This window comes from Rhodanobacter spathiphylli B39, assembly GCF_000264295.1.
Classification (GTDB): domain Bacteria; phylum Pseudomonadota; class Gammaproteobacteria; order Xanthomonadales; family Rhodanobacteraceae; genus Rhodanobacter; species Rhodanobacter spathiphylli.
In genome coordinates this window covers 230,926-245,131 of record NZ_AJXT01000004.1, presented here as the reverse complement: position 1 = coordinate 245,131, position 14,206 = coordinate 230,926, and the positions used below count along the sequence as shown (strand labels likewise).

Below are 14,206 nucleotides of genomic sequence, written 5' to 3'. Positions count from 1 at the left end.
TCGCGTTATTTGCGGGGACGACCTGATGACCGATTCCATCCTCAGCGAACGCCGCGGCGCGGTCGCCTGGCTCACGCTGAACCGCCCGCAGATCCACAACGCGTTCGACGACGCGCTGATCGCCGCGCTGACCGAGGCGCTGGCCCGGGCCGACGCCGATCCGGCCGTGCGCGCGGTGGTGCTCACCGGCAGCGGCAGCTGTTTCTCCGCCGGCGCCGACCTGAACTGGATGCGCGGCATGGCCGGCGCCAGCGAACAGGAAAACCGCGAGGATTCGCTGCGCCTGGCGCGGCTGATGCGCAACCTGCAGTTCCTGTCCAAGCCGACCATCGCGCGGGTCAACGGCGCCGCGTATGGCGGTGGCGTGGGCCTGGTCGCCTGCTGCGACATCGCGATCGGCGTGGACACCGCCAAGTTCGCGCTGTCCGAAGTGAAGCTGGGCCTGGTGCCGGCAGTGATCTCGCCCTACGTGATCGCCGCGATCGGCCTGCGCGAGGCACGCCGGCTGTTCGTCAGCGGCGAGGTCTTCGACGCCGCCGAGGCGCACCGGATCGGCCTGCTGCATGCGGTGTCGACCGGCAGCGAACTGGACGAGGCGATCGAGCGCCAGCTGCATTTCCTGGCCAAGGCCGGTCCGCTGGCCCAGCGCGAGGCCAAGCAGCTGGCCTTGCGCATCGGCGGCGCCGATCCGGCCGAAGCCGAACGCATCGATACCGAAAACGCCGCACTGATCGCCCGCCTGCGCGTCTCTCCCGAAGGCCAGCACGGGCTGGGCGCCTTCCTCGACAAGCGCGCGCCGGCATGGGTGGCGCAACCGTAAGCGCGCCGCGATCTGCTAGTTTTAGACGCTTTGCATCGACACGAACGCTTCCAGGGACTCGCATGTTCGAACGTGTACTGATAGCCAACCGCGGTGAGATCGCCTGCCGCGTGATCCGCACCTGCCGCCGCCTCGGCATCCACACCATCGCGGTGTATTCGGAGGCGGACCAGGACGCGCAGCATGTGCGGCTGGCCGACGAGGCGTGGCCGATCGGCGGTCCGCTGCCGGCCGATTCCTACCTGCGCATCGACGCCATTCTCGATGCGGCGAAGAACAGCGGCGCCCAGGCGATCCATCCCGGCTACGGCTTCCTGTCGGAGAACACCGCCTTCTCGCGCGCCTGCAGGGACGCCGGCATCGTGTTCATCGGTCCGGACCCCGAAAGCATCGAGGCGATGGGGTCGAAAGCCGCCGCCAAGCAGCTGATGGCGAGGCACGACGTGCCGCTGGTACCCGGCTACAGCGGCGACCAGCAGGACAACGTCTTCCTCGCCGAACAGGCGCACCAGGTCGGCTATCCGCTGATCATCAAGCCCTCGGCAGGCGGCGGCGGCAAGGGCATGCAGATCGTGCGCTCGGACGCCGAATTCCCCGAGGCGCTGGCCACCGCCCAACGCGTGGCGCAGGCCGCCTTCGGCGACGCCTCGATGCTGCTGGAGCGTTATGTGGAACACCCGCGCCACATCGAGTTCCAGATCTTCGGCGACCGCCACGGCAACATCATCCACCTCGGTGAGCGCGAATGTTCCGCGCAACGCCGCTACCAGAAGGTGCTGGAGGAAACGCCCTCGCCCTTCCTCACCCCGGAAAAGCGCGCCGACATGGGCGCCGCCGCGGTGGCCGCCGCCCGCGCGGTTAACTACGTGGGCGCCGGCACGGTGGAATTCATCGTCGGCCCCGCGGGCGATTTCCACTTCATGGAAATGAACACGCGGCTGCAGGTCGAGCACCCGGTCACCGAGCTGACCCACAGCGTGGACCTGGTCGAGTGGCAGTTGCGCATCGCCGATGGCGAACCGCTGCCGCTGGCCCAGCAAGACGTGGTTTCGCGGGGCCACGCGATCGAAGTACGCCTGTACGCCGAAGACCCTGACCAGAATTTCCTGCCCGGCTCCGGCAAGTTGCAGACGCTGCGCCTGCCGAGTCCTTCGCAGCACGTGCGCCTCGACGGCGGCGTGATCGAGGGCGACACGGTGACGATCTTCTACGACCCGATGATCGCCAAGCTGATCGTGTGGGATGAGGACCGCCCGAAGGCCCTGCAGCGCATGCGCGAAGCGCTGGCCGCCAGCGAGATCATCGGCCCGAAATCCAACATCGGCTTCCTCGAGCGGCTGGTGCGCCATCCCGTCGTGGTCGAAGGCAACATCGATACCGGATATCTCGATCGCCACCTTGAAGAGTTCCTGGTCGGCGACGTGGTGCCGGGCGACACCGTGCTGTTCGCCGCCGCCACCGCTGTCCTGCTCCACGACGAAGCCAGCATCAGGGGCAACGCGACCGACCCGCATTCGCCCTGGGCCCGTGCCGACGCCTGGCGCATCGGCCACGCCGGCAAGCGCATCGTGGCGCTGACCTGGCGCGAACAGCGCTACGACATCGACGCCCACGGCCACGCCGGCAACTACCAGCTGCGCCGCGGCGCAGCCGCCTGCGAAGTGCGTGGCGCGCGTCTGCTCGACGATGGTCTCAGCGCCCGCTTCGCCGGCGAGTCACAGCGTGTGCCTCTGCGTGTCGATGCCGCCCACGTGCTGCTGCATGACGCCCACGGCCAGCGCTACCGCTTCAGCCGGGCCGCCGCCTTCGCCTGGGAAGCGACCGACGCCGCCGGCGGCAACCAGATCATCGCCCCGATGCCGGGCCGCATCGTGCTGGTGAAAGCCAACGCCGGCGACACGGTCGAGCAGGGCCAGGAACTGCTGGTGATGGAAGCGATGAAGATGGAACTGGCCTTGAAGGCACCGCGCGCCGGCACCATCGAAAGCATCAACGCCACGCAGGGCGAGTTTGTCGAAGCCGACGCCGTGCTGGTCCGCTTTGCCGACTGAGCTTTAAAGCCCCTCTCCCCTCGGGAGAGGGGTTGGGGTGAGGGTTCGGCCGGAGCGAAATGCCCGCACCGGCCTCGCACCCTCATCCGCCCCTTCGGGGGCACCTTCTCACCCACAAGGGGACTCCTTATAGTCGCCGAGGGGAGAAGGGAAATGATGTCCTCCGGAGCTTTTTCATGAACACCTCCAACCACGTCCGCATCGTCGAAGTCGGCGCCCGCGACGGCCTGCAGAACGAGAAGACCCTGCTGCCGGCCGAGGTGAAGGTCGCGCTGATCGACCGGCTCTCCGCCACTGGCCTCAAGTCCATCGAGGCGACCAGTTTCGTCAGCCCGAAATGGGTGCCGCAACTGGCCGACGCCGCCGAGGTGTTCACCCGCATCCGCAAGCTGCCAGGCGTGAGCTACCCGGTGCTGGTGCCGAACCTGCAGGGCTACGCGCGGGCGCGCGAAGTCGGCGCCACCGAGATCGCCGTGTTCACCGCCGCATCGGAAGCGTTCAACCGCAAGAACATCAACGCCTCGATCGACGAATCCATCGAACGCTTCATCCCGGTGATGGAACAGGCCCGGGCCGACGGCGTGCAGGTACGCGGCTACGTCTCCACCGTGCTCGGCTGTCCGTACCAGGGCGAGGTGCCGCTCAGCGACGTGGTGCGCGTGGCGCGGCGCCTGCACGAGCTGGGCTGCCATGAAATCTCGCTGGGCGACACCATCGGCGTGGGCACGCCGGCCAAGGCACGCGCGATGCTGCACGCGGTGGCGCAGGAGGTGCCGATGGCGGCGCTGGCCGTGCATTTCCACGACACCTACGGCCAGGCGCTGGCGAACATCCTGGCCTGCCTGGAAGAAGGCGTGCGAGTGGTCGACAGCGCCGTTTCCGGCACCGGCGGCTGTCCGTACGCGAAGGGCGCCACCGGCAACGTGGCCAGCGAGGACGTGGTCTACATGCTGCACGGCATGGGCATCGAGACCGGCATCGACCTCGACCTGCTGGTCGCCACCGGCGCCTGGCTCGCCGCGCAACTGCACAAGGACACCGCCAGCCGGGTCACCCGCGCGCGGACGGCCGTGGCCTGAGCCACTCGCGAAATCCCGATCGCGATCACTATCATCGGCTTTCGGTCGACGAGATGAAGCGATGCGCACAAGCCTGATGACCTGGTGGCGGACGGCGGCGGCAGTGCTGATCCTGTCCTGCAGCCTGTCCGCCGGTGCCGCCACGCCTAAGGGCGACTGGTTGCTGCTGCCCGAACGTGTCTGGACCGCCGACGGCGATGTCGTGCACGCAGGCTGGGCCGTGCTGGTGCACGACGGCACGATCGCCGCAGTCGGTCCGGCCGCCTCCCTCCACGCGCCCGCCGATGCACGCCGCGTCGAGCTGCCCGGCGCCACGCTCACACCGGGCCTGATCGACCTGCACTCGCACCTGTTCCTGCATCCGTACAACGAGACGCTGTGGAACGACCAGGTGCTGACCGAGCCGCAGGACTACCGCACGCTGCTGGCGGCAAAACACGCGCGCGACACCTTGCTCGCCGGCTTCACCACGCTGCGCGACCTGGGCACCGAAGGAGCCGGCTTTGCCGATGTCTCGGTGAAGCGCGCGATCGAGGAAGGCCTGATCCCCGGCCCGCGATTGTTCGTGGCCACCCGCGCGATCGTCGCCACCGCCAGCTACGGCCCGGGCCCGCGGGGTTTCCGTCCCGACCTCACCCTGGTCGGCGGCGCGCAGGAAATCAGCGGCGTCGACCAGGCGATGGCGGCGGTGCGCGAACAGGCCGCGCGCGGCGCCGACTGGATCAAGATCTACGGCGACTACCGCGTCGGCCCCGATGGTGCCACCGCACCCACCTTCACCCCGGCCGAGTTGAGGGCGCTGATCGATACCGCGCACCAGATCGGCCGCCCGGTGGCCGTGCACGCCGCCAGCGATGCCGGCGTACGGATGGCGGTGGAGGCCGGCGTGGACAGCGTGGAACACGGCTACGGCGCCAGCGAGGCCACCTTCAAGCTGATGAAGCAACATGGCACCGCCTACGAGCCCACGCTCACCGCGGTCGAGTCCACCGCCGAATATTTCCAGAACTACGTGCCGGGCAAGAGTGAGCCGACCGAGCGCATGCGCGAAGCCGAACAAGCCTTCCGCAGCGCCCTGAAGCTGGGCGTCACGATCGGCAACGGCAGCGACGTGGGCGTGTTCCGCCACGGCGAGAACTGGCGCGAACCGGCGGCGATGGTGGCCGACGGCATGACCCCCGCGCAGGCATTGCACGCGGCCACCGACGTGGCGGCGAAGATCCTGCGCCAGTCGCAGCGTTTCGGTCGCATCGCGCCCGGCCTGGCTGCCGATCTCGCGGCGTTCAGCGGTGATCCGAGCACGCAGATCGATGCGCTGCAACACCCGGTCTTCGTGATGAAGGCCGGCCTCCCCTATCTGACTCCCGCAGCGACCCCATGACTGACGCATTCCTGATCCGCCCCATCGCACCAACCGACAACGCGGCGATGGCCGCGATCATCCGCGCCGTGATGCCCGAGTTCGGCGCCGACGGCCCCGGCTTCGCGATCCACGACGCCGAAGTCGACACGATGCACGAGTCCTACGCCCAACCGCGCAGCAGCTACTTCGTGGTCGAGCGCGACGGCACGGTGATCGGCGGTGGCGGCGTGGCGCCCCTGCAGAACGCCGAGCCGGATGTGTGCGAACTGCGCAAGATGTACTTCCTGCCCGCCGCGCGCGGCATCGGCGCCGGCACGGCGATGATGGAGCGCTGCCTCGACGCGGCCCGCACGCACGGCTTTCGCCGCTGCTACCTGGAGACGCTGACCGGGATGGACGCGGCGCAGGCTCTGTACAAGCGCAGCGGCTTCACCGCGCTGTGCGCGCCGATGGGCGGCACCGGGCATTTCAGTTGCGACCGCTTCTTCATCCGCGACCTGTGAGGTGGGCCATGTCGAACCACGATCCGCGCATCGATGCCTATATCGCGAAATCCGCCGAGTTCGCCCGACCGATTCTCGAGCACCTGCGCAAACGCGTGCACGCCGCCTGCCCCGAGGTGGAGGAAGGCATCAAGTGGAGCATGCCGTTCTTCAGCTACAAGGCCGCGCCGATGTGCATGATGGCCGCGTTCAAGCAGCACTGCAGCTTCGGTTTCTGGCTGTCGAAGGAAGTGACCGGTGGCAGCGACGAGGACGGCATGGGGCAGTTCGGCAAGCTCGCGACGCCGAAGGATCTGCCGGCAGACAAGCAACTGGCCACGTACCTGAAAAAGGCGATGGCCTTGAACGAAGCGGGCGTGAAGAAGGCCCGTCCGAAGGCCGCTGCGAAACCCGCACCGACCCCGCCGGACGAACTGGCCGCGGCGCTCGCCCGGAAGCAGCACGCCGCCGCGCGCAAGACCTGGGAAGGCTTCGGCCCCGGCGCGCAGCGCGAGTACGTCGACTGGATCACCGAGGCGAAGACCGAAGCCACCCGCCAGAAACGCCTCGCCACCACCCTGGAGTGGCTGGCCGAAGGCAGGAAGCGCAACTGGAAGTACGAGAAATGCTGAAGGCCGCCCGATGATCCGCACCGCCCGCGACGACGACGCCGCCGCCATCCATGCCATCTACGCGCCGTCGGTCAGCGACGGCGTGGCCACCTTCGAGACCGCACTGCCCGGCGTGGACGCGATGCGCGAACGCCTGCGCACGCGCCTGCAGCACTACCCGTGGCTGGTGTGGGAGGAGGCCGGCGAGGTCCTGGCCTATGCCTATGCCGGGCGCTTCCGCGAACGCGCCGCCTACGACTGGATGGCCGAAACCTCGATCTACGTGCGCGCCGACGCGCATCGCCGCGGCATCGCCCGCAAGCTCTACGGCGTGCTGCTGGACGTGATGCGCCTGCAGGGCATCACCCAGGCCGTGGGCGTGATCACCCTGCCCGGCACGGTCAGCGTGGCGATGCACGAGGCGATGGGTTTCACTGCCGCCGGCGTGTGGCGCCAGTGCGGTTACAAGCTGGGGCAATGGTGGGACGTGGGCGTGTGGCAGAAGGAACTGCAGCCTGCGGCGAATCCGCCCATCGCCGTCACGCCGTTTCCCCGGCTTCCGCCGGCGCCATTGCATTCGCTGCTGGAAGACCGGGGCCAAAGCGCGTAGGGCGGGCACTGCCCGCCGGCTCTGGCACGTCGACGTCGTGAGGAAGAGCGGCGGGCGGTGCCCGCCCTACGGCCAACGCGATGAAAAAGGCGTGCCCGCCGTGGCGGGCACGCCTTCATCCGTCATCGCCGGACCGGCGCTTACTGGTTGAGCAGCAGGTCGACGATCGCTCCGGTGGCGATCGCCACCAGCAGGAAGTCACCGTTGTCGCTGCGCACCCAGTGGTAGCCGCGGGGCGGCGGACGCAGACGGTCGTGACGCCAGTCGGTCACCACGTAACGGGTGCGGTATTCCACCGGCAGGTAGCCACCGCGTCGGTACCAGCCTTCGTGGCGGCCGCGGTCGCGCCAGTTCGAGTAATGACCGTGATCATGGCCGCGATGGTCGTTGTAGCCATGTCGGTCGCGATCGTGGCCATGGCCGTGACCCCGGCCGTGATCCTGTGCCAGCACGGAGCCGCTGGCCAGCATCAGCCCCACGCCACATGCCACAGAAAGACTCAGCAGCTTTTTCATGTTCATGGTTGCGCCCTTGCGTTGGTTGGAAGGAACCGTCGTGACGACTACGGAAAGACCTGCCTGGCGGTTCGACGCCAACATGGCCGGAATCACCCCAACGCCGCGTGAATCCCCTGTCGCGACAGGCTTTGATGTTCAGCCTGCAGTCGCAGGCGCCGGTCGGCTACCATGGTGGTTTTTCGGCACCGGTAGCAAGGATTTCCCATGCAGCTCGATCAGGTCAAGGCAATCATCACCGGCGGGGCTTCCGGCCTCGGCAACGCGGTAGCGCAGCATTTGGTGGCCCATGGCGGCCAGGTGGCGCTGTTCGACGTCAACGAGGACAAGGGCCACGCCGCGGCGAAGGAACTGGGAGCCACCGCCCGCTTCTTCCGCACCGACGTCACCTCCGAGGACGGCGTGGCCACCAACGTGGCCGCCGCGCATCACGCGATGGGCGGCCTCAACGTGGTGATCAACTGCGCCGGCATCCTGGGCGCCGGCCGCGTGCTGGGCAAGGAAGGCGCGATGCCGCTGGCCACCTTCTCCGGCACGGTGATGGTGAACCTGGTCGGCAGCTTCAACGTGGCCAAGGCCGGCGCCGCGCTGATGCAGAACAACGAAGCGGGCGAAGACGGCGAGCGCGGCGTGATCATCAACACCGCTTCCGTCGCCGCCTACGAAGGCCAGATCGGCCAGGCCGCCTACTCGGCATCGAAAGGCGGCGTGGTCGGCATGACCCTGCCGATGGCGCGCGAACTGGCCCGCTTCGGCATCCGCGTGGCGACGATCGCCCCGGGCATCTTCTGGACGCCGATGGTCGACGGCATGCCCGAGTCCGTGCAGCAGTCGCTGTCCGCCTCGATCCCGTTCCCCCCGCGCCTGGGCCAGCCCAACGAATACGCCAGCACCGTCGCCTTCATCCTGGGCAATCGCTACATCAACGGCGAGACGATCCGGCTGGACGGCGCAGTGCGCTTGGCAGCGAAGTAAGATATCGACCCGGTCAGGCAGCAAGTCACTGCGACAAGGAGAAGCGAAATGATCAGTCCAGAAGACATCTACATTTTGGATGTAGCCGAATTCACAAAAGACCTTTACCGAATGGGAAACGGTACATGGCCGGCGTTTACGGAAGATCGGGCACGCACCGATATAGTTATCATCAAACAGGATGGCATCGAGACCGTTCAAGCCAATGGCAATGGTTTTTCAGCATTTGATCATTTGACGCCGATCATGAGGAAGCCTGGCAAGAAGATATGGCGCATCAAGAAAGGAGCACAAATTCCTTCCGAGCTCAAGTTGGTCAAAGATAAACGCCCCGGCCATGAAGGCCATTACATGATCGCCCCCGCAAATAATATGCCGCTGAAAAAGTATCTGGGGGCACTCGAAGAGCTTGGACTGGACAGAACTCGCGTTCAGTTGCTCGCCTCCGGGAGTATTTCGAATGTCGGCTAAAGGATTCCATCCCATCGTCAGCGAATATCATTTGCTCTGGGAAGCGCTCAAGCACTACGAAAGTCGACTCGAGAAGCTCTCGGCCATGTCCACTGACGAAGATCAACAGTTGAAATACGACGAGAAAATCCAGGATTTGCAAGGGATCTTGCAGTCACTCAAGATTGCTGCAAAGGAAGAGTACCAACTTATTCTAGGTTGAAAACGAATAGTCGTGAAGAAAACAGGAGGGATCATCTTCACGAGCTCTGGGCAAATTGCCCAGTCCATCTGAAACATCATTGTCAGCGCGACCCTCCTTTCGCCCTGTCTCCCTCCCTGACCTCACTTCAACGCCCTTGTGAATTTATGAAAGCTTCCGACGTCAAGAAAGGCAACGTGGTCGAGCATGACGGCACCGTCTACCAGGTGCGTGACATCGAGCGCAGCTCGCCCAGCGCGCGTGGCGGCAACGTCACCTTCCGCTTCACCCTGTATTCGATCCCCGGCGCACGCAAGTTCGACCTCAGCCTGCGCGCCGATGACGAGTTGCGCGAGATGGACCTGGTTCGCCGCGCGGCGAACTTCTCCTACATGGATGGCGACGCGTTCGTCTTCATGGACGCGGAGGATTACACCCAGTACCTGCTCTCGCCCGAACTGGTCGGCGACAACGCCGGCTACGTCGTCGAGGACACCGAAGGCTATTACGTGCAGCTGATCGACGACGCGCCGGTCGGCCTGCAGGTGCCCACCAGCATCGTGCTGACCGTGGTCGACACGGCTCCGGAAATGAAGGGCTCCAGCGCCACCAAGCGCAACAAGCCGGCGAAGCTCAACACCGGCATCGAGGTGCAGGTGCCCGAGTACATCAGCAACGACGAGAAGGTATGGGTGAACACGCTCACCGGCGAGTTCGCCGGGCGCGCCTGAGGCCGCTGATGCAGGCGAACCGGCGCGGGCGAGGCAGCAGGTTGGCCCTGCTGTTCGCCGCGCTGGTCATCCAGGCGGCTTCCGCGTTGCCCGCCCGGGCGGGCGACGCGGACTGGCCCCGACCGGTGACGAAGTTCATCGCACGCAGCGAAAACTGCCTGCATTTCGCAGGCGAATTCGGCGGTGACGGCTCCGCGCGCGATGTCGCGGTCAATCGCCGGATGGACGAGTTGCGCTGCAACGCATTGCCGCGCGACCTCAAGACACTGCGCAAACGCTACCGCAACGATCCACGCATCAGCGAGCGGCTGGGCGCTTTCGACGAAGACGGCATGCCGGCGGACGCCGGGGCGGACGACTGAGAGGTTGTGAGTTTTTCAACCTCTCAGGTCGGCCAGGCACGGCCGACCGCGGATCGGGCACGCCAGTGACTGATCCGCGTGAGCACGTCCGGGCATGTACCGGACGCGCGATAGAAGAAAACCACAGGACGTGGTTTTCTTCACAGGCCCTGAGCGGCTGCGCGCCACGACCTGCGCCCGCGTAGTGCAGAATCAACGTTCCCACGTCACCGCGACCCGATATCCATGCCCCCCAGCGGTTATTCGCTACGCGCCCACGCGATCGAAAGCCTCACCGTCATCAAGCGGCCGGACGTGCCGTGGCGGGTGGTGGTGCGCAATACCGCGGCGGTGGTGCTGCCACTGGCCGTGGGCATGGCCACCGGCTATCCGCAGATCGGCCTGGGCGTGGCCGCCGGTGCGCTGGACACGATGTTCTCCGACCAGCCGGGGCCATATCGCCAGCGCATGCGCCAGCTGCTGCTGGCGTCGCTGGCAGCCGGGCTCGCCGCGCTGGTCGGCTTCCTGATCGGCGGGCAGCTGCTGCCCATGCTGATCGCCACGGCCGCCTGCGGTTTCTTTGGCGGGCTGCTGGTGGTGTTCGGCACCGACACCGCGCGGGTCGGCATGACCAGCATGATCCTGCTGGTGATCACCGCCTCCACGCCGAGCTCGCTGGGACACGCCTTTGGCGGCGCCGCGCTGATCTTCGCCGGTGGCCTGCTGCTGACCTCGTTTTCGCTGGCCGCGTGGCCGCTGCAGCGCTACTGGCCGGAGCGTCTGGCACTGGCCAATGTCTACAGCGGTCTGGCCGCGCTGGCCCGGCAACAGAACCACGACGACGCCGAGGTGCCGGCGCTGACCGAGGCGATGACCACGCTGCAGCAGACCCTGCTGGGTCGCCACCGCGCCCATGGCCGCGCGATGGAGGCCTTCGGCGTGTTGCTGGAACTGGCCGAGCGGATCCGGCTGGAACTCACCGCGATGAGCGAGCTGCACGCGGACCCGGCAATCCACGGCCTGTTCCGCGACGACGCCGCGCGGGTGCTGGCGGCCATTGCCACCGCGCTGGAACAGGGCGAGTCGCCCGAGCAGGCCGGTCGTGCACTGCAGACCTTGCGCGCCAGCGAGCAGGCGCTGCTCGATGGCGGTGGCACGCTGCACGGACTGGCCGCGCACATCCACGCGCTGGCCGGCCAGCTGGCCGCCGCCGTGCGCAACGCCGACTGGGCCGGCAGCCGCGGCGAGCTGCGTGCCAGCGCGGCGGAAACCCGCCTGCCGAAGGCCTTGCGCAGCAGCTCGGCCCTGGCCACCTTGCGCGCCAGCCTCACCCCGCGCTCGGTGGCGTTCCGGCATGCCGTGCGGATGGCGGTCTGCCTCAGCGTCGCCTTGTGGGTCTCGCGTCTGCTGCAGTTGCCGCACGGCTACTGGCTGCCGATGACCGCGGCGATCGTGCTGCGGCCCGACTTCGCCGCCACCTTCAATTTCGGCCTGCTGCGCGTGCTCGGCACCGTGCTGGGCCTGGTGCTGACCACGGTACTGCTGCACATCACGCCCGACGAACCCTGGGCGCACCTGGCCCTGATGGCGGTGCTGTGCATGGCCTTCCGCTATCTCGCCGGCGCCCACTACGGCATCGCGGTGGCGACGCTGACCGGCACCGTGGTGATCCTGCTGTCGTTCGAGGGCGTCAATCCCGGACTGGCGGTGTCGGACCGGGTGATCAACACCGCCCTGGGTTGCGGCATGGCCTTGCTCGCCTACGTGGCGTGGCCGACCTGGGAGCGCGGTCGCGCCCGTGCTGCGCTGGCGGTGATGCTGGATGCCTACGCCAGCTACCTGCACGCGCTGGCGCAACCCGCGCAGAGCGCCGCCCATCGCGACACGCGCACCGCGGCGCGCACCGCCCGCACCAACGCGCAGGCCTCGATCGACCGCATGCGCACTGAACCGGCCACGCCGCCGGAACTGCTGGCGCTGGCACGCGCCCTGTTCGCCAACGGCAACCGGCTGGCGCGCACCGCGATGACGCTGGAGGCCACCCTCGACGATCTCTCCGCGCTGCCCGACCAGACTGCCCTGGGCCGCTTCGTCGAACAGGCGGCCGCCAATCTGCAAGCCCTGGCCAGCGCGCTGCGCGAACAGCGCATGGCCGACGCCCTGCCCGACCTGCGCGCCATGCAGCGCGCCCTGGTCGCCTCGGTGCGGGAAAGCGACGACCGCGTCGCCGCCGACCTGCTGGCGCGGATCAGCGACCGTCTGGTGGACAACATCAACACCCTGGCCCACGTGATGAACCGCAGCCGCTCCGACGGCGCGCCGGCCCCGTAAACCATCCCGCCGCACGCCTCCGCACTGCGGCGCGACGCCGCGGCGCGGAGGTTTTACACTGCGCGGATGCTCAAGATCGATACCCACGCGCACATCCTGCCCCGCGACTGGCCGAACCTGGCCGCCAAGTACGGCGACGACCGCTTTCCGGTGATGACCCATACCGACGGGCGACACCGCATCTACAAGGACAGCCGCTTCTTCCGCGAAGTGTGGGATTCGGCGTTCGATCCGCAGACGCGCATCGACGACTACGCCCGCTTCGGCGTCGACGTGCAGGTGATCTCCACCGTGCCGGTGCTGTTTTCGTACTGGGCACCGGGCCACCAGGCACTGGAACTGCATCGCCATCTGAACAACCACATGGCCGGGTTGTGCCGCGACTACCCGCGCCATTACGCCGGCATCGGCACGGTGCCGCTGCAGGCGCCGGACCTGGCCATCCGCGAGCTGGAGCGCTGCATCGACGAGCTGGGCCTGCAGGGCGTGCAGATCGGCTCGCACTGTGGCGACTGGAACCTGGACGCGCCCGAGCTGTTTCCCTTCTTCGAGGCCGCCGCCGACCTCGGCGCGGCGATCCTGGTGCACCCGTGGGACATGATGGGCATGGCCAGCATGCCGAAATACTGGATGCCGTGGCTGGTCGGCATGCCGGCCGAGCAATCGCGCGCCGCCTGCTGCCTGGCCTTCGGCGGCGTGCTGGAACGCCTGCCCAAACTGCGCGTGATGCTGGCCCACGGCGGCGGCAGTTTCCCCTCGACCATCGGCCGCATCGAGCACGGCTTCAAGATGCGCCCGGACCTGGTCGCCACCGACAACCCGCGCAACCCCCGCGAATACCTCAAGCGCTTCTATTTCGACTCCTGCGTGCATGACGACCAGGCGCTGCGCTACCTGCTGGATGTGACCGGTGTCCACCAGGTAATGCTGGGCACCGACTATCCTTTCCCGCTGGGGGAGCAGGAACCCGGCAGCGGCATCGAGGCGCTGGGCCTGGACGACACCGACCGCGCGCGGCTGTTCCACGGCACCGCGCTGGAATGGCTGGGCCTGCCTCTCCATCGCTTCGCTCCCGATTCCCTTTCGAAGGCATCCGCATGAACCTCTTGCGCAGCACCACCCTCGCCATCGCGTTCGCAGCCACCCTGCTCGCCACGGGCGTGCACGCCACCGACGTCAGCATGGCCGACGGCACCGTCACCTTCAGCACGCCCGACAGCTGGCTGGGCATCATGGAAACCCAGGGCGACCCCGAAGCCCACGTGTTCCAGGTGCCCGACCCCTCGCCCACCGGCAGGAACAGCCTCGCCCGCGTCACCGTCACGGTGAAGCAGGTCGCCGACGTCAACAGCTTCAACCAGTACCGCAGCGAAGCCACCGCCAAGGCGATGGCGCTGCCCGGCTACAAGGTCGCCGACACGCCGCCCGGCCCCAACAGCAACATCTACACCGCGCAGGAAAACGGCACCGCCTTCAGCTACACCGAGCACTACTGGTTCAAGAACGGCCACGCCATCCAGCTGCGCTGCATGCGCCCCAGCGAAACCCAGGCCGGTGCCGCCTGGAAAGCCGAGTTCGACAAGGGCTGCGCCGCGCTCGCCGCGCAATTGAAGTAACTCGTACCGCTCCCTCCCCTGCAACGCAG

General features: G+C 67.4%; 16 protein-coding genes. 15 read left to right on the top strand and 1 reads right to left on the bottom strand.

All coding sequences use genetic code 11. From position 1 onward, the window contains the following. Positions 1–25 precede the first annotated feature (25 nt). From UU7_RS01865 to UU7_RS01835, 7 genes are all read left to right on the top strand, one after another. The gene (locus tag UU7_RS01865) at positions 26–820 is read left to right on the top strand and encodes an enoyl-CoA hydratase/isomerase family protein (protein ID WP_007804833.1); all 795 of its coding nucleotides are present in this window, start codon (positions 26–28) and stop codon (positions 818–820) included. Positions 821–882: 62 nt separating this feature from the next. Further along, on the top strand, positions 883–2,871 hold the full coding sequence (locus UU7_RS01860; RefSeq protein ID WP_007804831.1) for an acetyl/propionyl/methylcrotonyl-CoA carboxylase subunit alpha: 1,989 nt from the start codon (positions 883–885) through the stop codon (positions 2,869–2,871). 176 nt (positions 2,872–3,047) lie between these two features. Beyond that, entirely contained in the window at positions 3,048–3,950 is a 903-nt protein-coding gene (locus tag UU7_RS01855; RefSeq protein WP_007804829.1) for a hydroxymethylglutaryl-CoA lyase, read from the top strand. Between the two features lie 61 nt (positions 3,951–4,011). Further along, positions 4,012–5,331, top strand: a complete 1,320-nt coding sequence (locus tag UU7_RS01850) for a metal-dependent hydrolase family protein (RefSeq protein ID WP_007804827.1) — start codon at positions 4,012–4,014, stop codon at positions 5,329–5,331. After that, the gene (locus UU7_RS01845; RefSeq protein ID WP_007804825.1) at positions 5,328–5,816 is read left to right on the top strand and encodes a GNAT family N-acetyltransferase; all 489 of its coding nucleotides are present in this window, start codon (positions 5,328–5,330) and stop codon (positions 5,814–5,816) included. The genes UU7_RS01850 and UU7_RS01845 overlap by 4 nt, the downstream gene beginning before the upstream one ends. 8 nt (positions 5,817–5,824) lie before the next feature. Beyond that, entirely contained in the window at positions 5,825–6,427 is a 603-nt protein-coding gene (locus UU7_RS01840; RefSeq protein WP_007804823.1) for a YdeI/OmpD-associated family protein, read from the top strand. 10 nt (positions 6,428–6,437) lie between these two features. Then, positions 6,438–7,016: a GNAT family N-acetyltransferase gene (locus UU7_RS01835; protein ID WP_007804821.1), complete on the top strand. Its 579-nt coding sequence runs from the start codon at positions 6,438–6,440 to the stop codon at positions 7,014–7,016. Positions 7,017–7,156: 140 nt separating this feature from the next. On the opposite strand, the gene UU7_RS01830 is transcribed toward UU7_RS01835, so the two are convergent. Then, positions 7,157–7,531 carry an RcnB family protein gene (locus UU7_RS01830; RefSeq protein ID WP_040672741.1) on the bottom strand — a complete coding sequence of 125 codons (375 nt, stop codon included), beginning with the start codon at positions 7,529–7,531 and terminating at the stop codon, positions 7,157–7,159. Between the two features lie 207 nt (positions 7,532–7,738). Here UU7_RS01830 and UU7_RS01825 point away from each other — a divergent pair, with 207 nt between their 5' ends. The 8 genes from UU7_RS01825 (at position 7,739) to UU7_RS01795 (ending at position 14,177) form a co-directional block, all read left to right on the top strand. After that, positions 7,739–8,506 (top strand): SDR family NAD(P)-dependent oxidoreductase, encoded by a 768-nt coding sequence (locus tag UU7_RS01825; protein ID WP_007804817.1) that lies wholly within the window; start codon positions 7,739–7,741, stop codon positions 8,504–8,506. Between the two features lie 48 nt (positions 8,507–8,554). After that, positions 8,555–8,977 (top strand): Tse2 family ADP-ribosyltransferase toxin, encoded by a 423-nt coding sequence (locus UU7_RS17540; protein ID WP_007804815.1) that lies wholly within the window; start codon positions 8,555–8,557, stop codon positions 8,975–8,977. Next, positions 8,967–9,179 (top strand): hypothetical protein, encoded by a 213-nt coding sequence (locus tag UU7_RS01820; RefSeq protein ID WP_007804813.1) that lies wholly within the window; start codon positions 8,967–8,969, stop codon positions 9,177–9,179. Before UU7_RS17540 ends, UU7_RS01820 begins: the two co-directional genes overlap by 11 nt. A 146-nt stretch (positions 9,180–9,325) precedes the next feature. Beyond that, complete coding sequence (gene efpL, locus UU7_RS01815) at positions 9,326–9,889, top strand: elongation factor P-like protein EfpL (RefSeq protein WP_007804811.1); 564 nt, start codon at positions 9,326–9,328, stop codon at positions 9,887–9,889. 41 nt (positions 9,890–9,930) lie between these two features. Continuing rightward, positions 9,931–10,251: a hypothetical protein gene (locus UU7_RS01810; RefSeq protein ID WP_050981404.1), complete on the top strand. Its 321-nt coding sequence runs from the start codon at positions 9,931–9,933 to the stop codon at positions 10,249–10,251. Between the two features lie 225 nt (positions 10,252–10,476). Further along, entirely contained in the window at positions 10,477–12,561 is a 2,085-nt protein-coding gene (locus UU7_RS01805) for an FUSC family protein (protein WP_007804805.1), read from the top strand. A gap of 66 nt (positions 12,562–12,627) precedes the next feature. After that, a complete protein-coding gene (locus UU7_RS01800; RefSeq protein ID WP_007804803.1) occupies positions 12,628–13,662 on the top strand; it encodes an amidohydrolase family protein in 1,035 nt (344 codons plus the stop codon). Next, positions 13,659–14,177, top strand: coding sequence for a hypothetical protein (locus tag UU7_RS01795; RefSeq protein WP_007804802.1), 519 nt, complete (start codon positions 13,659–13,661; stop codon positions 14,175–14,177). Before UU7_RS01800 ends, UU7_RS01795 begins: the two co-directional genes overlap by 4 nt. Positions 14,178–14,206: the final 29 nt, after the last annotated feature.

What these genes read in the sequence shown, in the direction of transcription:
- UU7_RS01865 (WP_007804833.1), top strand. Translation starts at nt 26, where the DNA reads ATGACCGATTCCATCCTCAGCGAACGCCGCGGCGCGGTCGCCTGGCTC.
- UU7_RS01860 (WP_007804831.1), top strand. Translation starts at nt 883, where the DNA reads ATGTTCGAACGTGTACTGATAGCCAACCGCGGTGAGATCGCCTGCCGC.
- UU7_RS01855 (WP_007804829.1), top strand. Translation starts at nt 3,048, where the DNA reads ATGAACACCTCCAACCACGTCCGCATCGTCGAAGTCGGCGCCCGCGAC.
- UU7_RS01850 (WP_007804827.1), top strand. Translation starts at nt 4,012, where the DNA reads ATGCGCACAAGCCTGATGACCTGGTGGCGGACGGCGGCGGCAGTGCTG.
- UU7_RS01845 (WP_007804825.1), top strand. Translation starts at nt 5,328, where the DNA reads ATGACTGACGCATTCCTGATCCGCCCCATCGCACCAACCGACAACGCG.
- UU7_RS01840 (WP_007804823.1), top strand. Translation starts at nt 5,825, where the DNA reads ATGTCGAACCACGATCCGCGCATCGATGCCTATATCGCGAAATCCGCC.
- UU7_RS01835 (WP_007804821.1), top strand. Translation starts at nt 6,438, where the DNA reads ATGATCCGCACCGCCCGCGACGACGACGCCGCCGCCATCCATGCCATC.
- UU7_RS01830 (WP_040672741.1), bottom strand. Translation starts at nt 7,531, where the DNA reads ATGAAAAAGCTGCTGAGTCTTTCTGTGGCATGTGGCGTGGGGCTGATG.
- UU7_RS01825 (WP_007804817.1), top strand. Translation starts at nt 7,739, where the DNA reads ATGCAGCTCGATCAGGTCAAGGCAATCATCACCGGCGGGGCTTCCGGC.
- UU7_RS17540 (WP_007804815.1), top strand. Translation starts at nt 8,555, where the DNA reads ATGATCAGTCCAGAAGACATCTACATTTTGGATGTAGCCGAATTCACA.
- UU7_RS01820 (WP_007804813.1), top strand. Translation starts at nt 8,967, where the DNA reads ATGTCGGCTAAAGGATTCCATCCCATCGTCAGCGAATATCATTTGCTC.
- efpL (WP_007804811.1), top strand. Translation starts at nt 9,326, where the DNA reads ATGAAAGCTTCCGACGTCAAGAAAGGCAACGTGGTCGAGCATGACGGC.
- UU7_RS01805 (WP_007804805.1), top strand. Translation starts at nt 10,477, where the DNA reads ATGCCCCCCAGCGGTTATTCGCTACGCGCCCACGCGATCGAAAGCCTC.
- UU7_RS01800 (WP_007804803.1), top strand. Translation starts at nt 12,628, where the DNA reads ATGCTCAAGATCGATACCCACGCGCACATCCTGCCCCGCGACTGGCCG.
- UU7_RS01795 (WP_007804802.1), top strand. Translation starts at nt 13,659, where the DNA reads ATGAACCTCTTGCGCAGCACCACCCTCGCCATCGCGTTCGCAGCCACC.